This window comes from Enterobacter sp. D2, from assembly GCF_034427575.1.
In the GTDB taxonomy this organism is placed as follows: Bacteria; Pseudomonadota; Gammaproteobacteria; order Enterobacterales; family Enterobacteriaceae; genus Enterobacter; species Enterobacter cloacae_M.
In genome coordinates this window covers 379,883-396,438 of record NZ_JAXQPP010000002.1, presented here as the reverse complement: position 1 = coordinate 396,438, position 16,556 = coordinate 379,883, and the positions used below count along the sequence as shown (strand labels likewise).

The window sequence follows — 16,556 nt, the reverse complement described above, 5'->3', positions numbered from 1 at the left end:
GTCCTGGAGATACAGAGTGGGTAATAATTTGATGCAGACGGATCTCTCCGTTTGGGGCATGTATCAGCATGCTGACATCGTGGTTAAGATTGTGATGATCGGCCTGATTCTGGCGTCCGTTGTCACCTGGGCTATTTTCTTCAGCAAGAGCGCCGAGCTGCTTTCTCAGAAGCGCCGCCTTAAGCGGGAACAGCAGCAGCTGGCAGAAGCCCGCTCTCTGGATCAGGCTGCAGATATGACCTCATCCTTCCACGCGAAAAGCCTGACCACCCTGTTAGTGAATGAAGCACATAACGAGCTGGAACTCTCCGCTGGCAGTGAAGATAACGAAGGCATCAAAGAACGTACCGGTTTCCGCCTGGAACGTCGCGTTGCGGCCGTTGGCCGACACATGGGACGCGGCAATGGTTATCTGGCGACCATCGGCGCGATCTCACCGTTTATCGGTCTTTTCGGAACGGTCTGGGGCATCATGAACAGCTTTATCGGTATCGCGCAGACCCAAACCACCAACCTGGCGGTCGTGGCGCCGGGTATCGCAGAAGCGCTGTTGGCGACGGCAATCGGTCTGGTTGCCGCTATCCCGGCGGTGGTCATCTACAACATCTTCGCGCGTATGATTGGCAGCTACAAAGCCACGCTGGGTGACGTTGCCGCGCAGGTTCTGCTGCTGCAAAGCCGCGATCTCGACCTGAACGCCAGCTCGGTTAAGCCGGTGCACGCGGCGTCTAAACTGCGCGCAGGTTAAGAGTATGGCGATGCGTCTAAACGAAAATCTGGACGATAACGGCGAAATGCATGAAATCAACGTGACGCCGTTTATCGACGTCATGCTGGTTCTGCTGATTATCTTCATGGTGGCCGCACCGCTGGCGACGGTGGATGTGAAGGTTAATCTGCCTGCCTCTTCCAGCCAGCCCCAGCCGCGCCCGGAGAAGCCTATCTACCTGTCGGTGAAGGCGGATAAATCCATGTTCCTCGGGAATGACCCGGTGACGGCCGACTCGGTCATCCCGGCGCTGGAGCAGCTTACGGGCGGTAAGAAAGACACCACGGTCTTCTTCCGTGCGGATAAAACCGTTGATTATGAAACCATGATGAAGGTAATGGACACGCTGCATCAGGCGGGTTACCTGAAGATTGGACTGGTCGGCGAAGAGAAAGCGGCCTCGAAGTGATAAAGAAGCTGGCGAAAGCCGGCTTTTTTTATGCCTGCCGGTTTATGCGTTTTTGCTATCCGTCGGTGCGGTAGAGGGGGTTGCCAGCGCGTCCTCATCAAGCGCAACGCAGGTGACGTTTGAGGTACGGTACTCACCGTCGGACAGCTTGCGCGTCAGACGCAGGGTGGCGATTTCTCTGGCAAGCAGATATTGATAATTGGCCTCAAGACGTCCCAGCAGCTTCTCTTTCAGTTCTGGCCGCTGCTCTATAATGGCGTTCATCACGGCACCGTAAATTTCTTCTTTGACCTGTAGCGGATAAATTTCACGGCGATTCTGCCATTTCAGACGAACCAGCGTCGCCGGGATCGATACCAGGTCTTGCGTAATACGCGTCATCTCGTCATTTTTTGTGTTTCTCAGTGCGTCGAGATTTTGCTTTAAGATAAATTCATCACTTTTTTTATCTTCTAAAGTCAAATAAACGTCGTTGTTTTTAACTTCTTTCACGTTAATCTTCCCCCAGGCTATAAAAAATTGGGTTGTTTTTTTCGCGCGTAATTAAATTAAGCCAAATTTCATTGCCCGCTTCATTAATTTCTTCGGTTTTCTCGGCCATTATTTGACTTAGTTTCTGGGCATCTATTTCACCCTCGGCCTGCAGGTCATTCAACAGGTGGACAAAGGCTTCAATTTTTATGGCGCGAAATAAGCGGTCTTTTATATGGCGATCGTGCTCTTCCAGCAACATATTTCGGGATTTGCCAGTTCGGGAAACACCAATTAATATATCGGGCTCGAAATCAGAGAGCTTTCTTTTCCCCTGAGTGAAACTGGCCTCTTTTTCTGCTTCCGTCGGTTGCTGTTCCACAGGCGTAATGTGGTACTTAGCCGGGACGAGATAGTCGGGCAGCATTTTTAATTTCCTTTATTTTCAACAGGGTGGGGTTGGTAAAGGCGTGAGATTCGTTGACAATATCATGAGGCAAATTTAAAATCAAAAAAAATGGAGCCTACCCATGAACAGCATCTTTTTTACGGTCATCACATTACTATTACTGACCGCTGGTGTGCTTTTATTGATGCAGGAGTTCAATAAAACGAAAGTGTCGAAAGACACCAGTGAACCCCCGCAACCTGAACTGATGACAAAAGAGGAAGGGGAAGACCATTTCTCTGTATTGATGAACTCCGTTACGCCTGTCTGGTACTGGCGGGTGAACCACGAATATATCGACTTTTTACACGCGACAATTAAGCGCATGAAAATGTCGGAAATTAATGATACGCCCGGACTGTTTGAGGCGCAGCGTCGCTGTAGCGATCTGAATTCAGCAGTCTATAAATATTATGACAATATTAAAAAGCGCTGCCTTAACGGCGAGAAGGTCTCTTATTCCGATCTGGACGTATTAAATTTGCGCCAGTGTTTTCGCGAGTTCAGTCTGGAAGCCTATCCTGAACTGGTGGCGCTTGTCTGGCCGGAGTACGCACGTCCCGAGGTTAACCCAGACAACGTCTGAGTGACGTACCGTTGAGTTATTGCAAACAGCCAGCGCCGTTGAGATATACTGGGCGCTGGTTTCTTTTGCAAACAGGACTTTATGGAACGCTTTTTTGAAAATGCCATGTACGCCTCTCGCTGGATACTGGCCCCCGTCTATTTTGGCCTCTCGCTGGCACTTATCGCGCTGACGATTAAGTTCTTTCAGGAAATCTGGCATGTTCTGCCGAACATTTTTTCTATTGCCGAAGCGGATTTGATTCTGGTTCTGCTGTCGCTGGTGGATATGACCCTGGTGGGCGGGCTGCTGGTGATGGTGATGTTCTCCGGCTACGAGAATTTTGTCTCCCAGCTCGATATCGACGAGCGTAAAGAGAAGCTCAGCTGGCTGGGCAAAATGGATGCTTCGTCGCTGAAGAATAAAGTGGCCGCGTCGATTGTGGCGATCTCCTCTATCCACCTGCTACGCGTGTTTATGGACGCGAAGAACGTGCCGGATAACAAACTGATGTGGTACGTCATTATCCACCTGACGTTTGTGCTGTCTGCGTTTGTGATGGGGTATCTGGATAAGATCAGTAAGAAGTAAACTACATCTAATACCTCTCACCCCTCCCTCTCCCCAAAGGGGAGAGGGAGAAAAGCCGCACCGAGCAGTTCCCTCTCCCCTTTGGGGAGAGGGTTAGGGTTAGGGTGAGGGGGGAAGGCATCAGACCGCACTATTTATCCGACGACGTCTGCCACAGATTCAACTCCCCATCCGCAACATGCTGGTCAATCCGCTTGAGTTCGTCCTCCGTAAAGCGCAGGTTTTCCAGCGCCTGAACATTCTCTTCCAGCTGTTCCGGGCGGCTTGCGCCAATCAGCACGGACGTCACGCGCGCATCTTTCAGCAGCCAGCTTAGCGCCATCTGCGCCATGGTTTGTCCGCGCGCCTGCGCCATCTCATTCAGCAGGCGAAGGCTGCTCAGGTTGGCGTCGGTCAGCATCTTCTGCGTCAGGCCGCGCGCTTTATTCCCTTCGCGCTGCATGCGTGAACCTTCAGGAATACCGTTCAGGTATTTTCCGGTCAGCAGCCCCTGCGCCAGCGGGGTAAAGGCAATACACCCCGTACCGTTTGCTTCGAGCGCATCCAGCAGGCCGGTCTTATCGACCCAGCGGTTAAGGAGGTTATAGGACGGCTGGTGGATCAGCAGGGGGATCTTCCACTCGCGCAGCAGCTCGGCCATTTTTTGCGTGCGCCCGGTTGAGTAGGAGGAAATGCCCACATACAGCGCTTTCCCACTCTGCACCGCCTGTGCCAGCGCGGAGGCCGTCTCTTCCATCGGCGTGTTTTCATCCACGCGGTGGGAATAGAAAATATCCACGTATTCGACGCCCAGGCGCTTCAGGCTTTGATCGAGGCTGGCGAGCAGATATTTGCGTGAACCGCCCGAACCGTACGGCCCCGGCCACATGTCGTAACCCGCCTTGGTGGAGATAATCAGCTCGTCGCGGTACGCGGCAAAGTCCTCACGCAGCAGGTGGCCGAAATTCTCCTCCGCGCTGCCCGGCGGCGGGCCATAGTTATTGGCGAGATCGAAATGGGTGATGCCGAGGTCGAAGGCTTTTCGCAGCAGCGCGCGCTGGGCGTCAAGAGGCTGGACGTGGCCGAAACTATGCCACAGTCCCAGCGACAGCGCGGGCAGGCGAAGGCCACTTTTACCGCAATAACGATATTGCATACTCTCATAGCGGCCAGGGTAAGGGTGCCAGGACATGATGTCTCCTTTCTTATTGATGAATTTTTCGAAACAACGTTTTCATCTGAACTTACCACATCGCAAATGACATCCCTAAGCTCGGAACTAATGATTAACGACTGCTGTGCGACCAGTGAAGCCACGCTAATTAAAAATGATCACAAAACGTTATAATTTCCCTCTTTCCTGCCGATAACGAGAGTAGTACTCGCCTCTGGGCGAACTCACCCTCACGGCAAGGAAGACTTATGAATATGCTCCGTAATTTCACGATCCGTTTCGTCATGCTGACGATTCTCGGGATCTTTTGTTTAATGTGGGCGGGCGTTGGGTTGTACAGCACCTGGTCCCTTTCTCGCGTATCAGATGGCAATGAAGTCGACCGCCAGCTGGTTAAACAGATGACGGTACTCAGCCAGGGTAACGATCAATATTTCCGCTTTGTGACCCGTCTGAGCCGCGCAATGGAAGTCAAAGCCGCAGGCGGCACGCCGGATCTGTCCTCTGCCCAACAGGCGCTGGATAACATGGGCAAGAAACTGGCCGAGATGAAGGCGATCTCCCCAGGCCCGATGGATGAGCAGATCTCTTCCAGGGTGATTGGCACCTGGCAGGCGCTGCTTGAACAGGGCGTAACGCCGCAAATGCAGCAGGCGAAGCAGGGGGCTCTGGAGGGGTATCGCCAGCAGGCCAACAACGTCACGCCGCCGCTGAGCCGCGCGTTTGGTGCGGCCGCTGAGGAGTTCAACAATGCCGCCGCGAAGTCGCTCGACAGCACCCGCGTGGTGGTGGACGGCCTGACAAGCATGACCCGCACGGTGATTATCGTTGCCACGATTATCGGCCTGCTGATCCTGCTTTTCACCGACCGTTACCTGGTGGCGATGCTGGTCAAACCGCTGGATCGCATTCGCCAGCAGTTCCGCCAGATTGCCCAGGGCGATCTCAGCCAGCCCATTGAGCCGTTCGGCCGCAACTGCGTGGGCCAGCTGGTGCCGCTGCTGAGCGCTATGCAGGACAGCCTGCGCGAAGCGGTCAGCACGATCCGCTCCGGCAGTGAAAATATCTGGCGCGGCGCGACGGAAATCTCCAGCGGTAACAACGATCTCTCTTCCCGTACCGAAGAGCAGGCGGCTGCGCTGGAAGAGACGGCAGCCAGCATGGAACAGCTGACCGCCACGGTGAAACTAAATGCGGAAAGCGCGCGTCAGGCCAGCCAGCTGGCCGATGTGGCCTCAACTACCGCCAGCCGCGGCGGTTCGCTGGTGGAAGAGGTGGTGACCACCATGAGCGGTATTTCGGAAAGCTCGAAGAAAATCGCTGAAATCACTAACGTTATCAACAGCATTGCCTTCCAGACCAATATTCTGGCGCTCAATGCGGCGGTTGAAGCAGCGCGCGCGGGTGAACAGGGGCGTGGTTTCGCGGTAGTGGCAGGAGAAGTTCGCAATCTGGCAAGCCGCAGCGCCAACGCGGCAAAAGAGATTGAAGGGCTGATTACCGACTCCGTTTCCCGCGTAGAGCAGGGGGCGCAGCTGGTGAGCGACACTGGCACCACCATGGATGCGATTTTGCGCGACGTGACGGAAGTGACAACCATCATGAAGCAAATCGCTTCCGCCTCTGAGGAGCAAAGCAAGGGCATTTCGCAGGTCGGGATTGCCATTACCCAGATGGACGGCGTTACCCAGCAAAACGCCTCGCTGGTTGAAGAGGTTTCTGCCGCGGCGGCGGCGCTGGAGCGCCAAACCGAAGATCTTCAGCGCTCTGTGCAGAAGTTCCGCCTGACGGCATAACGCAGCGTATAAGGCCGCCTTGTGCGGCCTTGTATTATTAACGCCTTCCCCATTCAGCCCCTTCTGAAACTGCTATTCTTTTGCTAACCCCACTGACGTTCTGGGCTCTCTTCTTCGAGGTGTTGCTATGAACAGATCGTTATCTGTCATTCCTGTCCTTTCTTGCATTCTTCTGATGCTGTTCTCGGTTTCTGCCAGTGCGACCCAGCAGGCGCAGGAGCGGCGCGTGGCGCGTGATGTCAGGCAGGAAACCCGTGACGCGTCGCGGCAGGTGAAGCAGACCTGCGTGGCGAACAATAACCAGAGCAATCACGACTGCCGTCAGGACAAGCGTCAGATGAAACAGTCCGGAAGACAAAAAGCGCGGGACATTAAGTATTAATGCAACAGGTGAGGCGGCATGCAGGCATGTCTCTTACCGCCTTTTCCAGTAGCGTTTCGGTATGACGCTCGTCATTGATGCTTCGCCCGGCTAGAACTTTAGGGCGTATTTTGACGTGCGTCCCACGCTGGTGCGTTTAACCCTGCAGCTGCAATTCGGGAAATCGGATATCCCGTTGCGGATGCCACTTCCGCAATACGCTTAAATGAAGGGTTACCGTTTGGTGAAAGTGATTTATAGAGTGATTCGCGAGAAATGCCTGCACGTTTAGCAATGACGGTCATCCCGCCAGAGGCTTCAATCACATGTCGTAAAGCCAGCATGAACGCCTCATAGCCTCCGGGCTCGTCAATTTCAATAAAAGCCTGATGAAGATATACGGGCGCGAAATCCGGAGAATCTTTCAGGAGCTGTACCATTGCGTCATCATGAAGTACTGATTTAGCCATTCCGATTTCCTCTTATATCCTGCGCTTGTAGTCGTTGAGATACTCAACGGCCCTGTCAATATCTGCATTTTGCTTTTTTTTCGTTCCAGTCAATAGCACCAGACTCACTGCGCCATCTGCCGGATCGAAGACTTCGCTGAAATAGACGCGGTAACCTGGCCCCTGGTCAATCCTGAGTTCTGAAACGCTCTCTCTGCATGGCTTGCAATCACCATAGTTACCCGTAGACATTCTGGCGACACGTGTAGCAATCATGGCTTTAGCTATGGGATCTTTCACACTTCTCAGATATGCATCAAAAGGGTCGTACCCGTCTGCTGTGATGTAGTGTTTGACCTTAGCCATTATTGTAGCCTGTAGTTTACGATAAGCAACTGCATTGTAATCTTCAGGCTACGACAGGCAACTGTTCACAGGGTTGTGGCAGTGGGGAAGATGTGATTTCTGAAAGCGGATCGCAAAAATGTGAGACCTTGTGCGGAGGGATTACTGCATAGCAACGAGGCCGGGCTCGCAGAGCGCTGCCCGGCTGTATTTATCAGTGCGTCGCTTCACCAATCAGCGCGCCCGTGCCCGCACCAACGGCTGCACCTTTCAGCACGCTCTTGCCGGTAAGCGCTGCGGCACCTGCGCCTACGGCAGCTCCTACCGCGCCGCCCTTACGTGCGTCTTTGCCCTTTTCGCCGTTTTTGAACATGGCACCGGTACCTGCGCCTACAACGGCGCCGCCAACGGTCGATTTCAGATCTTTGCCCGTAGCCGCGCCAATCGCCGCGCCTGCTACCGCGCCAGCGGCGGTTTTGTCGATGGCCATTCCCGAGGTGGAAAAAATGAGGGCGCTGATAACCAGCGTTGTTTTAATAAGTTTCATAACAGATCCTTTGTGACTGCTGTCGGTTGAGACGTCATTTCTCACTCTCAGACGCGAGAAAAACGTCCAGATAGTGCCAGCAATACCGGCTCAACCTTTAAGCTAATCATGCCCTGGGCAAGGATCTCCGTTGCCGGGCGGGGCTCCGCCCGGCGGAACGTTACGCCTGACGCTTATCTTCCGTATTGGTCTCGAAGTCGCTCGCCGCATGGCGCTCGTGGAGCTGCTCGTTCAGCTCGCCGCTGGTGCGGTTAACGATGCGTCCGCGCTTAACGGCATGGCGATTCGCCACGTCTTTCGCCCAGCGCTGGACGTTGGTGTACTTCTCTGCATCCAGGAACTCGGCGGCGTTGTACACGCTGCCCAGCGCCACGCAGCCGAACCATGGCCAGATTGCCATATCCGCGATGGTGTACTCCTCACCCGCCACGTAGCGACCGCGCGCCAGCTGTTTATCCAGCACGTCGAACAGGCGTTTGGCTTCCATGGTAAAGCGGTCAATTGCGTACTCAATTTTTACCGGCGCGTAGTTGTAGAAGTGGCCGAAGCCGCCGCCGAGGAACGGCGCCGCACCCTGCAGCCAGAACAGCCAGTTCAGGGTCTCGGTGCGCCCCGCCGGATCTTTCGGCAGGAAGTGGCCGAATTTCTCTGCCAGATAAAGCAGGATATTGCCGGACTCAAATACGCGCGTTGGCGGGTTCGTGGAGTGGTCACGAAGCGCCGGAATTTTCGAGTTCGGGTTCACCTCAACAAACCCGCTGGAGAACTGATCGCCCTCGCCGATGCGGATCAACCATGCGTCATACTCCGCGCCCGTCACGCCCAGCGCCAGCAGCTCTTCGAGCATGATCGTCACTTTCTGACCGTTCGGTGTCCCGAGAGAATAAAGCTGCAGCGGGTGGGAGCCCACGGGCAGATCTTTCTCATGGGTCGCGCCGGAAATCGGGCGGTTAATATTGGCGAACGCGCCGCCGCCGTTCTTTTTCCATTCCCACACTTTTGGTGGCTGATACGTGTTGTCTGACATGTTGGCCTGCCTTTTGAGTGATGTGTTGAGGCAGTGTAGCAGGAGATTTGTGAAGCGTTTAACGTTGCGAGCGCAATCAATTAACCGCTATTCCTTCCGGCGCTTATATATATCAAATCCGGCATAAGCTTAATCGAAAATCGCATTTTCATAATTAATGCGTAAACCGATAAAGCTGAATATGATGCTTCAACATAAATAAAAAATGCAGTAATAAACACTTTATAAGGCAAGGAGTTAGTGAGATGCGCAAGCTTCTGTTATCGGCAGTGGTGGTTTCGCTCGCGTTAGCCCTGGCGGGCTGTGATGATGCGAAAAATAAAGAGACAAATACGCCCTCAGCGGCAAAAAACGACGCGCCAAAAGAGGGCGGTTCGCTAATTATTGGAATTACCTCCGGCGACCCGTTAGCCGTTAATCCGCTCTATGCCAGTGACCGTACGACGTTAACGATCATGCAGGCGCTCTATGCCCCGCTGTACAGCTTTAATAACGGCAACATTGAGTGGGGCCTGGCGGAAAGCCTGACGCCTTCCGCCGACAACCTGAGCTATACCCTGACGTTAAAACCCAACCTGAAATGGCAGGACGGCCAGCCGCTGACGGCGGATGACGTGGTCTTCACCTTCAACAAGCTGCTGGATGCCAAACAGCACAGCTTCTTCCGCAGCATGTTCACCTACGGCGACAAGCCTGTTGAGGTGAGTAAGGTTGACGACCGTACCGTTAAGTTCACCCTACCGCAGGTCAGCGCGGCCTTTACCGGCACCCTGGTACAGATCTACCCGATTCCGCAGCACGTGTTCGCCGGTGAAGGCGACCTTGAAAAGAGCAGCAAAAACGATGCGCCGGTAGGCTCCGGGCCGTTCAAATTCAAAGAGTATCGCGCCGGGCAGTATTACGCCCTGACCCGTTTTGACGATTACTGGAACGGCAAAGCGAAGCTTGATTCGGTCACCTACCGTTTCGCCAAAGACAGCAACGCCGCCAACCTTGCGCTGCAAAACGGGGAAATTAACCTCAAGATGGTTGACCCGCAGGATGTGAACCGCCTGAAAAATACCGGTAAGTTTGACTTCGTGGTCTATCCGGAAGGCCGTCTGGCCTATATGACGTTCAACCAGAACGTGCCGGTGATGAAGAGCAAAGCGCTGCGCCAGGCCATCGCGTATGCCATCAACAAAGACGAGCTCACTCAGACCGCGTTTACCTCGCTGGACTACGCTAAACCGGCGACCTCGTTCCTGACGCCAGATACGCTTTACAAGACGGATGACGTCGAGCAGTACAAGTTCGATCTGCAAAAAGCCAAAGACCTGCTGAAGACGTCCGGCGCGCCGGACAACCTCAAGCTGCGCCTGGCGTATGTGAACACCAACAAAACCCAGGAGAGCATGGCGCTCTACATTCAGCAGGCGCTGAAGGGCATTGGGGTGAACGTGGAGCTGATGCCGCTGGACTCCAACGCCATGTCCCAGCGCAGCCTCGATATGAACAACACCGCGTGGGAGCTGAACCTGGGCGGCTACATCATGGGCTCCGAGCCGGACGGCTACAAATCGCTGTTCATGAGCAACGAAGCCTATAACTACGCGCACTACAAAAATCCGCAGTTTGATGCCCTGTGGGATAAAGGCGCTGTGGAAACCGACGCCGCAAAACGTGCCGATATCTATAAGCAAATTCAGCAGACCGTGGCGAACGACATGACGTACTACCCGATCGCCTACACCAATGCGACCGTCGCGGTGGACAAGCGTTTTGGCGGCACCGAGGAAGCGGAGCCGAAACCGGTCTATCTGTTCCAGGATCTGTCAAAAATCTATCAGAAATAAGTGATTGCCCCGGCCGTCAGGTCGGGGCTTTTGAAAGGGCACGTCGTGAACACACTCCTCACGCGTCGGCTGCTGCAGCTGCTGCCGATGCTGTTTTTTATTTCACTGGTGGCGTTTCTGCTGGTCAAGCTCGCGCCCGGCGATCCGGTGGCGGCGTACATTACGCCGCGTATGGCCCCGGAAGACATCGAGCGTATTCGCCAGAGCCTGGGGCTGGATAAGCCGCTGGTCACGCAGTACGTCCTGTGGCTGAAAAACGTCCTGCAGGGCGATCTTGGCTATTCGCTGATTTATCATCGCCCGGTGCTGGAGATGATCGGCGAACGTATTCCGGCCACGCTGGGGCTGATGGGCGCGTCGCTGCTGATGGCGATCGTGCTGGCGATCCCGCTGGGGCTGCTGGCGGGGGCATTTAAGCACCGCTGGCTGGATCATCTGCTCAATTTATTCGCCTATATCGGCATTTCTGTTCCGATTTTCTGGTTCGGCATCCTGCTCATCACCGTTTTTTCCGTGCAGCTTAACTGGTTCCCCAGCATGGGAATGCGCACCATCGGCATGGAGGATAACGGGCTGGATCTGCTGCGTCACGGCGTGCTGCCGTGTATTGCCCTCACGTTCTACAACCTCTCCAGCTACGTGCGCTACATCCGCTCCAACACTATCTCGCAGCTCTCGGCCGACTACGTGCAAACCCAGCTTGCCTACGGCGCGACGCGCTCCAGTATTCTGTTTCGGCACGTGCTGAAAAACGTGCTGCTGCCGGTGATTACCCTGTTCGGCCTGTCGTTCGGAGAGCTGATTGTGGGGGCCTATGTGACGGAAAGCGTCTTCTCCTGGCCGGGTATGGGGCTGCTCGGGATCCAGTCGATCGCCTCGCTGGATTACCCGCTGATTATGGCGATCATCATGCTCTCGTCGATGATGCTGATCGTCGGAAACCTGATCGCCGACGTGCTTTATCGCTTCGCCGATCCCCGCATTCGTACGCTGAGGTAACCCGGATGAGCAGACGCTGGCAGCAGGTTCGTCACCAGCTGCGCCGCAACCGTCCGGCGCAGTTCTCCCTGTTTGTGCTTTTTATTTTCGTTGTCGCCGCGCTCTTTGCTGGCTTAAGTCCGTACGACCCGGATCGGATGGCGCTCGGCGCGCGCACGTTGCCGCCGGATGCCGCGCACTGGTTTGGCACCGACGAATACGGCCGCGACTACTTCACCCGCGCGCTGTATGGCGGCCAGATCTCCCTGATGGTCGGTTTTCTCGCCATGCTCTTTTCCACGCTTATCGGCACGGTGGTGGGAACGGTGAGCGGCTATTTTGGCGGCTGGCTGGATAACCTGATGATGCGCGCCGTGGATATCCTGATGGCCATTCCGGCCTTCTTCCTGCTGCTGGTAGTGAATGCTTACCTCAAGCCGGGCGTGGATAACATCATTCTGATTATCAGCCTGCTGACGTGGATGAACATGTCGCGTCTGGTGCGTGCTGAAACCCTGTCGGTGAAAGAGCGCGAGTACGTGCTTTATGCCCGCGCGTCGGGAGAGCATCCGCTGCGCATCATCGTGCGCCACATCATTCCCGGCGTGCTGCCGACCATTATCGTGGCGGCCACGCTCAATATCGCCTCGGCCATTCTGATGGAGTCAACCCTGAGCTTCCTGGGGCTGGGCGTGCAGGCGCCCGCGGCGTCGTGGGGAAGCATGCTTAACAACGCCCAGTCTTATATTGGCGAAGCGTCGTGGCTGGCGATGTTCCCCGGCATTCTGATCCTGCTGACGGTGTTCAGCTTTAACGTGCTGGGCGATGTGTTCCGTACCGCCTTTGAGCCGGGAGCGAATCGCGATGAGTAACTTATTAGCGCTTGAGAACCTGCAAACCACGTTCCGCACCCGCGAGGGGGAGGTTCACGCGGTGCGCGGCGTGAGCTTTCAGGTGCAGCCGGGGGAACTTGTCGGCATCGTCGGCGAGTCGGGCTGCGGGAAAAGCGTCACCTGTAAGTCAATTATCCAGCTTCTGGGGAGCAACGGACGGATAACCGGCGGCAGCATCCGCTTCCAGAATGAGGATCTGGCGCAGAAAACGCCCGCGCAGATGCGCGCCATTCGCGGCAACGAGATCGCGATGATTTTTCAGGATCCGATGACCGCCCTGAACCCGGTGCTGACCATCGGCAAGCAGATGGCTGAGATCCTGATGCGCAATAAAGGGTTGACCAAAAAAGCGGCCAAAGCGGCGGCCATCGCCATGCTGGAAAAGGTGGGCATTGCCGGGGCGGAACGGCGATACGACCAGTATCCTCACGAGTTCAGCGGCGGCATGCGCCAGCGGGTAATGATCGCCATTGCGCTCTCCTGCAACCCGAAGCTTCTTATTGCCGATGAACCGACCACCGCGCTGGACGTCACCATTCAGGCGCAGATCCTGCGCCTGCTGAAAAGTCTGCAACAGCAGACCCGGACCGCGATTTTGCTGATCACCCACGATCTCGGCGTGGTGGCGCAGGTCTGCAGCCGCGTGGTGGTGATGTACGGCGGGCTGGTGATGGAGGAGGGCAGCGTGGAGGACATTTTTTATCGCCCTGCGCATCCTTACACCCAGGGGCTGCTGGCCTCGCTGCCGCGCCCGGATGAGGTGAATCAGCGTTTATCGCCCATTGAAGGTTCGCCGCCCGGCCTGCTTAACCCGCCGCCGGGCTGTCCGTTCGCGGAGCGCTGTCCGAAGCGCATGCCCCAGTGTGAACGACAGCCTGCATTTTACGCCGCCGGAGAGGGCCATCGCGCCGCCTGCTGGCTATGGGCCGACAAGGAGATTCAGGCATGAATGAACAACAGGCGCCATTAGTGAGCGTGCGCGAGCTGCGCAAACACTATCCTCTCAACGGCGGTTTGCTGCGTAAAGGCGCGGCCGTGAAGGCGGTTGACGGCGTGAGCTTTGATATCCAGCCCGGCGAGACGTTTGGCCTGGTGGGGGAGTCCGGCTGCGGAAAATCCACCCTCGGGCGCGCCATCCTGCGCCTGTTCGATATCACCTCAGGCGAGATCCACTTCGCCGGGCAGGCGATTGCCCACGCCCGCGAAAAAGAGCTCAAGCCGCTGCGTAAGCGGATGCAGGCGATTTTTCAGGATCCTTACTCCTCGCTCAACCCCGGTATGACGGTGCGACAGCTGGTGGCCGAACCGATGCAGATCCACGGCTACAGCCGCGAAGAACAGCGGGAACGGACGGAAACGCTGCTCTACAAAGTGGGGCTCAAGCACGAACACCTTGAACGATTCCCGCATGAGTTCAGCGGCGGACAGCGTCAGCGCATCAGTATTGCCCGCGCGTTGTCCGTGCATCCTGAATTTGTGCTGTGCGATGAGCCGCTCTCGGCGCTGGACGTCTCGGTGCAGGCGCAGGTGGTGAATATTCTGCAGGATCTGCAGCAGGAGCTGGGGCTAACCTATCTGTTCATCGCCCACGATCTCTCCATGGTGCGGCATATCTCCAGCCGCATTGGGGTGATGTATCTCGGTAAACTGGTGGAGGAGGCCCCGGCGAATGAACTGTATCAGCGTCCGGCGCATCCATACACCCGCGCGCTGCTGGCGGCGGTTCCCCAGCCCGATCCGCGCATCCGCAACCTCGAAGACGCCACCCTGGGCGGCGACGTTCCAGGCCCTACGTCCGCGCTGCCGGGCTGTAAGTTCTGCAGCCGCTGCCCGCACGCCATGCCGGTGTGCCAGACGCAGGAGCCTGCCATGCAGGAGATCGCGCCAGGGCATTTCGCGGCATGCTGGCTGTTTAACATGTAGTTAATGCGCCGCGCAGGTGTATGATAAATGCCCCTCTGTCAGGTTAATTACAACGTGCAGACGACGACAACCCATAAAAAATTGCCGCCTGCCTGTTTTAGGTTGGATACATGCGTAAAGGAAAGTTAAGCAGTGATGCGCCATTCGGGACATTGTTAGGCTATGCGCCCGGTGGCGTGGCGATTTACTCTTCAAATTACGGCAGTCTGGACCCGCGAAGCTACCCGCAGGACGCAGATTTTCGCAGCTATATCGGCAACGAATACATGGGCCACAAGTGGCAGTGCGTTGAGTTTGCCCGCCGTTTCCTGTTTCTCAACTATGGCTTTGTGTTTACCGACGTCGGCATGGCGTGGGAAATCTTCTCCCTGCGCTTTTTGCGTCAGGTGGTGAACGATAACATTCTGCCCCTTCAGGCCTTTGCCAATGGTTCGAAACGCGCGCCGCGCGCCGGAGCGCTGCTGATCTGGCAAAAGGGCGGCGAATTTCACGAAACCGGCCACGTGGCGGTGATCACCCAGCTTCTCGACGATAGGGTGCGTATTGCGGAGCAGAACGTCATTCACTCCCCGCTGCCGCTCGGGCAGCAGTGGACGCGCGAGCTGCGTCTGAGCGTGGAGAACGGGTGTTACACCATCCATGACACCTTCAACGACACGGAGATCCTCGGCTGGATGATCCAGACCGACGACGCGGAACACAGCATTCCCCAGCCGGAAATCGACGGCGAACTGCTGAAAATCAGCGGCGCGCGGCTGAAAAACAAACGTCAGTTCGACGGAAAATGGCTTAACGAAAATGACGCGCTACAGCAGGCGTATATCCGCGCCAACGGCCATGTGATCAACAAAGATCCCTGCCAGTACTTCACCATTACCGAAAGCGCCGAGCAGGAGCTGATCAAGGCCACCAACGAACTGCACCTGATGTACCTGCACGCGACGGACAAGGTGCTGAAAGACGACAGCCTGCTGGCGCTTTTCGACATCCCGAAAATCCTCTGGCCGCGCCTGCGCCTCTCCTGGCAGTGGCGTCGCCACCATATGATCACCGGTCGTATGGATTTCTGCATGGATGAGCGCGGCATTAAGGTTTATGAGTACAACGCTGACTCCGCCTCCTGCCATACCGAGGGCGGGCTGATTCTCGAGGAGTGGGTGAAAAACGGCTATCGCGGCAACGGGCATAACCCGGCGGAAGGGCTGCTGGAAGAGCTGACCGGGGCATGGAAGCACAGCCACGCGCGGCCGTTCGTCCACATCATGCAGGACAACGATGTCGAAGAGGACTATCACGCGCTCTTTATTCAGCGTTCGCTGATGCAGGCCGGGTTCGAGACCAAAATCCTGCACGGGCTGGAGGCGCTCAGCTGGGATGCCGCCGGACAGCTGATCGACGACGAAGGCCGCCACGTCAACTGCGTGTGGAAAACCTGGGCGTGGGAAACGGCGATTGAGCAGATCCGCGAGCTCAGCGAAACCGAATATGCCGCCGTGCCGATCCGCACCGGGCATCCCGAGGGCGAGGTGCGCCTGATTGACGTCCTGCTGCGCCCGGAAGTGCTGGTCTTCGAACCGCTGTGGACCGTTATTCCCGGCAACAAGGCGATTCTCCCGGTACTGTGGCAGCTGTTCCCGAACCACCGTTACCTGCTCGACACCGATTTTGAGGTTAACGATCTGCTGAAGCAGACCGGCTATGCCGTGAAGCCGATTGCCGGACGCTGCGGCAGCAATATCGATCTCATCAGCGCTCAGGACGAACTGCTGGATAAATCCAGCGGCAAGTTTGTTGACCGCAAGAATATCTACCAGCAGCTGTGGTGCCTGCCGAAGGTCGACGGCAAGTACATACAGGTCTGCACCTTCACCGTGGGCGGGAACTACGGCGGAACCTGTTTGCGCGGCGATGACTCGCTGGTGGTGAAGAAAGAGAGCGATATCGAGCCGTTGATTGTGGTGAAGGACTCGCTATAAAAATCTCTCCGCTGGGTTGA

General features: G+C 56.1%; 19 protein-coding genes. 12 read left to right on the top strand and 7 right to left on the bottom strand.

Translation table 11 applies throughout. The features are described 5' to 3' along the window. Positions 1-16: 16 nt before the first annotated feature. Entirely contained in the window at positions 17-748 is a 732-nt protein-coding gene (exbB, locus tag SPG90_RS14075; RefSeq protein WP_322408201.1) for a tol-pal system-associated acyl-CoA thioesterase, read from the top strand. A gap of 4 nt (positions 749-752) precedes the next feature. Continuing rightward, entirely contained in the window at positions 753-1,178 is a 426-nt protein-coding gene (gene exbD, locus SPG90_RS14070) for a TonB system transport protein ExbD (RefSeq protein ID WP_023309173.1), read from the top strand. Between the two features lie 42 nt (positions 1,179-1,220). Here the strand turns inward: exbD and SPG90_RS14065 are convergent, their stop codons facing one another. After that, positions 1,221-1,670 (bottom strand): hypothetical protein, encoded by a 450-nt coding sequence (locus SPG90_RS14065; RefSeq protein WP_023309172.1) that lies wholly within the window; start codon positions 1,668-1,670, stop codon positions 1,221-1,223. A 1-nt stretch (position 1,671) separates the two neighbouring features. Next, complete coding sequence (locus SPG90_RS14060; protein ID WP_023309171.1) at positions 1,672-2,076, bottom strand: hypothetical protein; 405 nt, start codon at positions 2,074-2,076, stop codon at positions 1,672-1,674. A 103-nt stretch (positions 2,077-2,179) separates the two neighbouring features. Here SPG90_RS14060 and SPG90_RS14055 point away from each other — a divergent pair, with 103 nt between their 5' ends. Together SPG90_RS14055 and SPG90_RS14050 are read left to right on the top strand one after the other, a co-directional pair. Beyond that, entirely contained in the window at positions 2,180-2,683 is a 504-nt protein-coding gene (locus tag SPG90_RS14055; RefSeq protein ID WP_023309170.1) for an ESA_00282 family adhesion-associated protein, read from the top strand. Between the two features lie 81 nt (positions 2,684-2,764). After that, complete coding sequence (locus SPG90_RS14050; protein WP_023309169.1) at positions 2,765-3,253, top strand: TIGR00645 family protein; 489 nt, start codon at positions 2,765-2,767, stop codon at positions 3,251-3,253. 130 nt (positions 3,254-3,383) lie between these two features. Here SPG90_RS14050 and SPG90_RS14045 read toward each other — a convergent pair whose 3' ends face one another. Further along, complete coding sequence (locus SPG90_RS14045) at positions 3,384-4,424, bottom strand: aldo/keto reductase (protein ID WP_322408200.1); 1,041 nt, start codon at positions 4,422-4,424, stop codon at positions 3,384-3,386. A gap of 230 nt (positions 4,425-4,654) precedes the next feature. On the opposite strand from SPG90_RS14045, the gene SPG90_RS14040 reads away from it, so the two are divergent. Both SPG90_RS14040 and SPG90_RS14035 read left to right on the top strand, forming a co-directional pair. Then, a complete protein-coding gene (locus SPG90_RS14040; protein ID WP_248162690.1) occupies positions 4,655-6,202 on the top strand; it encodes a methyl-accepting chemotaxis protein in 1,548 nt (515 codons plus the stop codon). A 127-nt stretch (positions 6,203-6,329) separates the two neighbouring features. Further along, on the top strand, positions 6,330-6,584 hold the full coding sequence (locus SPG90_RS14035) for a hypothetical protein (RefSeq protein WP_023309166.1): 255 nt from the start codon (positions 6,330-6,332) through the stop codon (positions 6,582-6,584). Between the two features lie 98 nt (positions 6,585-6,682). Here SPG90_RS14035 and SPG90_RS14030 read toward each other — a convergent pair whose 3' ends face one another. The 4 genes from SPG90_RS14030 to yghU all read right to left on the bottom strand — a co-directional run bounded on the left by SPG90_RS14030 (position 6,683) and on the right by yghU (position 8,931). Further along, positions 6,683-7,033: a DNA-binding protein gene (locus tag SPG90_RS14030; RefSeq protein ID WP_045356040.1), complete on the bottom strand. Its 351-nt coding sequence runs from the start codon at positions 7,031-7,033 to the stop codon at positions 6,683-6,685. A 12-nt stretch (positions 7,034-7,045) separates the two neighbouring features. Beyond that, on the bottom strand, positions 7,046-7,378 hold the full coding sequence (locus SPG90_RS14025) for a type II toxin-antitoxin system RelE/ParE family toxin (RefSeq protein WP_033146641.1): 333 nt from the start codon (positions 7,376-7,378) through the stop codon (positions 7,046-7,048). Between the two features lie 193 nt (positions 7,379-7,571). Then, a complete protein-coding gene (locus SPG90_RS14020; protein ID WP_023309163.1) occupies positions 7,572-7,904 on the bottom strand; it encodes a YMGG-like glycine zipper-containing protein in 333 nt (110 codons plus the stop codon). A 160-nt stretch (positions 7,905-8,064) separates the two neighbouring features. Next, positions 8,065-8,931: a glutathione-dependent disulfide-bond oxidoreductase gene (gene yghU, locus SPG90_RS14015; RefSeq protein WP_045403966.1), complete on the bottom strand. Its 867-nt coding sequence runs from the start codon at positions 8,929-8,931 to the stop codon at positions 8,065-8,067. Between the two features lie 245 nt (positions 8,932-9,176). Between yghU and SPG90_RS14010 the strand changes: the two genes are divergently transcribed. The 6 genes from SPG90_RS14010 to gss all read left to right on the top strand — a co-directional run bounded on the left by SPG90_RS14010 (position 9,177) and on the right by gss (position 16,536). Further along, positions 9,177-10,766, top strand: coding sequence for an ABC transporter substrate-binding protein (locus SPG90_RS14010; protein ID WP_126303089.1), 1,590 nt, complete (start codon positions 9,177-9,179; stop codon positions 10,764-10,766). Positions 10,767-10,811: 45 nt separating this feature from the next. Beyond that, a complete protein-coding gene (locus SPG90_RS14005) occupies positions 10,812-11,765 on the top strand; it encodes an ABC transporter permease (protein WP_023309160.1) in 954 nt (317 codons plus the stop codon). A 5-nt stretch (positions 11,766-11,770) separates the two neighbouring features. Further along, complete coding sequence (locus SPG90_RS14000) at positions 11,771-12,616, top strand: ABC transporter permease (protein ID WP_126303088.1); 846 nt, start codon at positions 11,771-11,773, stop codon at positions 12,614-12,616. Beyond that, complete coding sequence (locus SPG90_RS13995; RefSeq protein WP_126303087.1) at positions 12,609-13,586, top strand: ABC transporter ATP-binding protein; 978 nt, start codon at positions 12,609-12,611, stop codon at positions 13,584-13,586. The genes SPG90_RS14000 and SPG90_RS13995 overlap by 8 nt, the downstream gene beginning before the upstream one ends. Beyond that, on the top strand, positions 13,583-14,560 hold the full coding sequence (locus tag SPG90_RS13990) for an ABC transporter ATP-binding protein (protein WP_126303086.1): 978 nt from the start codon (positions 13,583-13,585) through the stop codon (positions 14,558-14,560). The genes SPG90_RS13995 and SPG90_RS13990 overlap by 4 nt, the downstream gene beginning before the upstream one ends. A 110-nt stretch (positions 14,561-14,670) precedes the next feature. Then, positions 14,671-16,536 (top strand): bifunctional glutathionylspermidine amidase/synthase, encoded by a 1,866-nt coding sequence (gene gss, locus SPG90_RS13985; protein WP_322408199.1) that lies wholly within the window; start codon positions 14,671-14,673, stop codon positions 16,534-16,536. Positions 16,537-16,556: the final 20 nt, after the last annotated feature.

Coding starts and splice junctions, on each gene's coding strand:
- exbD (WP_023309173.1), top strand. CDS start 753: ATGGCGATGCGTCTAAACGAAAATCTGGACGATAACGGCGAAATGCAT.
- SPG90_RS14060 (WP_023309171.1), bottom strand. CDS start 2,076: ATGCTGCCCGACTATCTCGTCCCGGCTAAGTACCACATTACGCCTGTG.
- SPG90_RS14055 (WP_023309170.1), top strand. CDS start 2,180: ATGAACAGCATCTTTTTTACGGTCATCACATTACTATTACTGACCGCT.
- SPG90_RS14050 (WP_023309169.1), top strand. CDS start 2,765: ATGGAACGCTTTTTTGAAAATGCCATGTACGCCTCTCGCTGGATACTG.
- SPG90_RS14045 (WP_322408200.1), bottom strand. CDS start 4,424: ATGTCCTGGCACCCTTACCCTGGCCGCTATGAGAGTATGCAATATCGT.
- SPG90_RS14040 (WP_248162690.1), top strand. CDS start 4,655: ATGAATATGCTCCGTAATTTCACGATCCGTTTCGTCATGCTGACGATT.
- SPG90_RS14035 (WP_023309166.1), top strand. CDS start 6,330: ATGAACAGATCGTTATCTGTCATTCCTGTCCTTTCTTGCATTCTTCTG.
- SPG90_RS14030 (WP_045356040.1), bottom strand. CDS start 7,033: ATGGCTAAATCAGTACTTCATGATGACGCAATGGTACAGCTCCTGAAA.
- SPG90_RS14025 (WP_033146641.1), bottom strand. CDS start 7,378: ATGGCTAAGGTCAAACACTACATCACAGCAGACGGGTACGACCCTTTT.
- SPG90_RS14020 (WP_023309163.1), bottom strand. CDS start 7,904: ATGAAACTTATTAAAACAACGCTGGTTATCAGCGCCCTCATTTTTTCC.
- yghU (WP_045403966.1), bottom strand. CDS start 8,931: ATGTCAGACAACACGTATCAGCCACCAAAAGTGTGGGAATGGAAAAAG.
- SPG90_RS14010 (WP_126303089.1), top strand. CDS start 9,177: ATGCGCAAGCTTCTGTTATCGGCAGTGGTGGTTTCGCTCGCGTTAGCC.
- SPG90_RS14000 (WP_126303088.1), top strand. CDS start 11,771: ATGAGCAGACGCTGGCAGCAGGTTCGTCACCAGCTGCGCCGCAACCGT.
- SPG90_RS13995 (WP_126303087.1), top strand. CDS start 12,609: ATGAGTAACTTATTAGCGCTTGAGAACCTGCAAACCACGTTCCGCACC.
- SPG90_RS13990 (WP_126303086.1), top strand. CDS start 13,583: ATGAATGAACAACAGGCGCCATTAGTGAGCGTGCGCGAGCTGCGCAAA.
- gss (WP_322408199.1), top strand. CDS start 14,671: ATGCGTAAAGGAAAGTTAAGCAGTGATGCGCCATTCGGGACATTGTTA.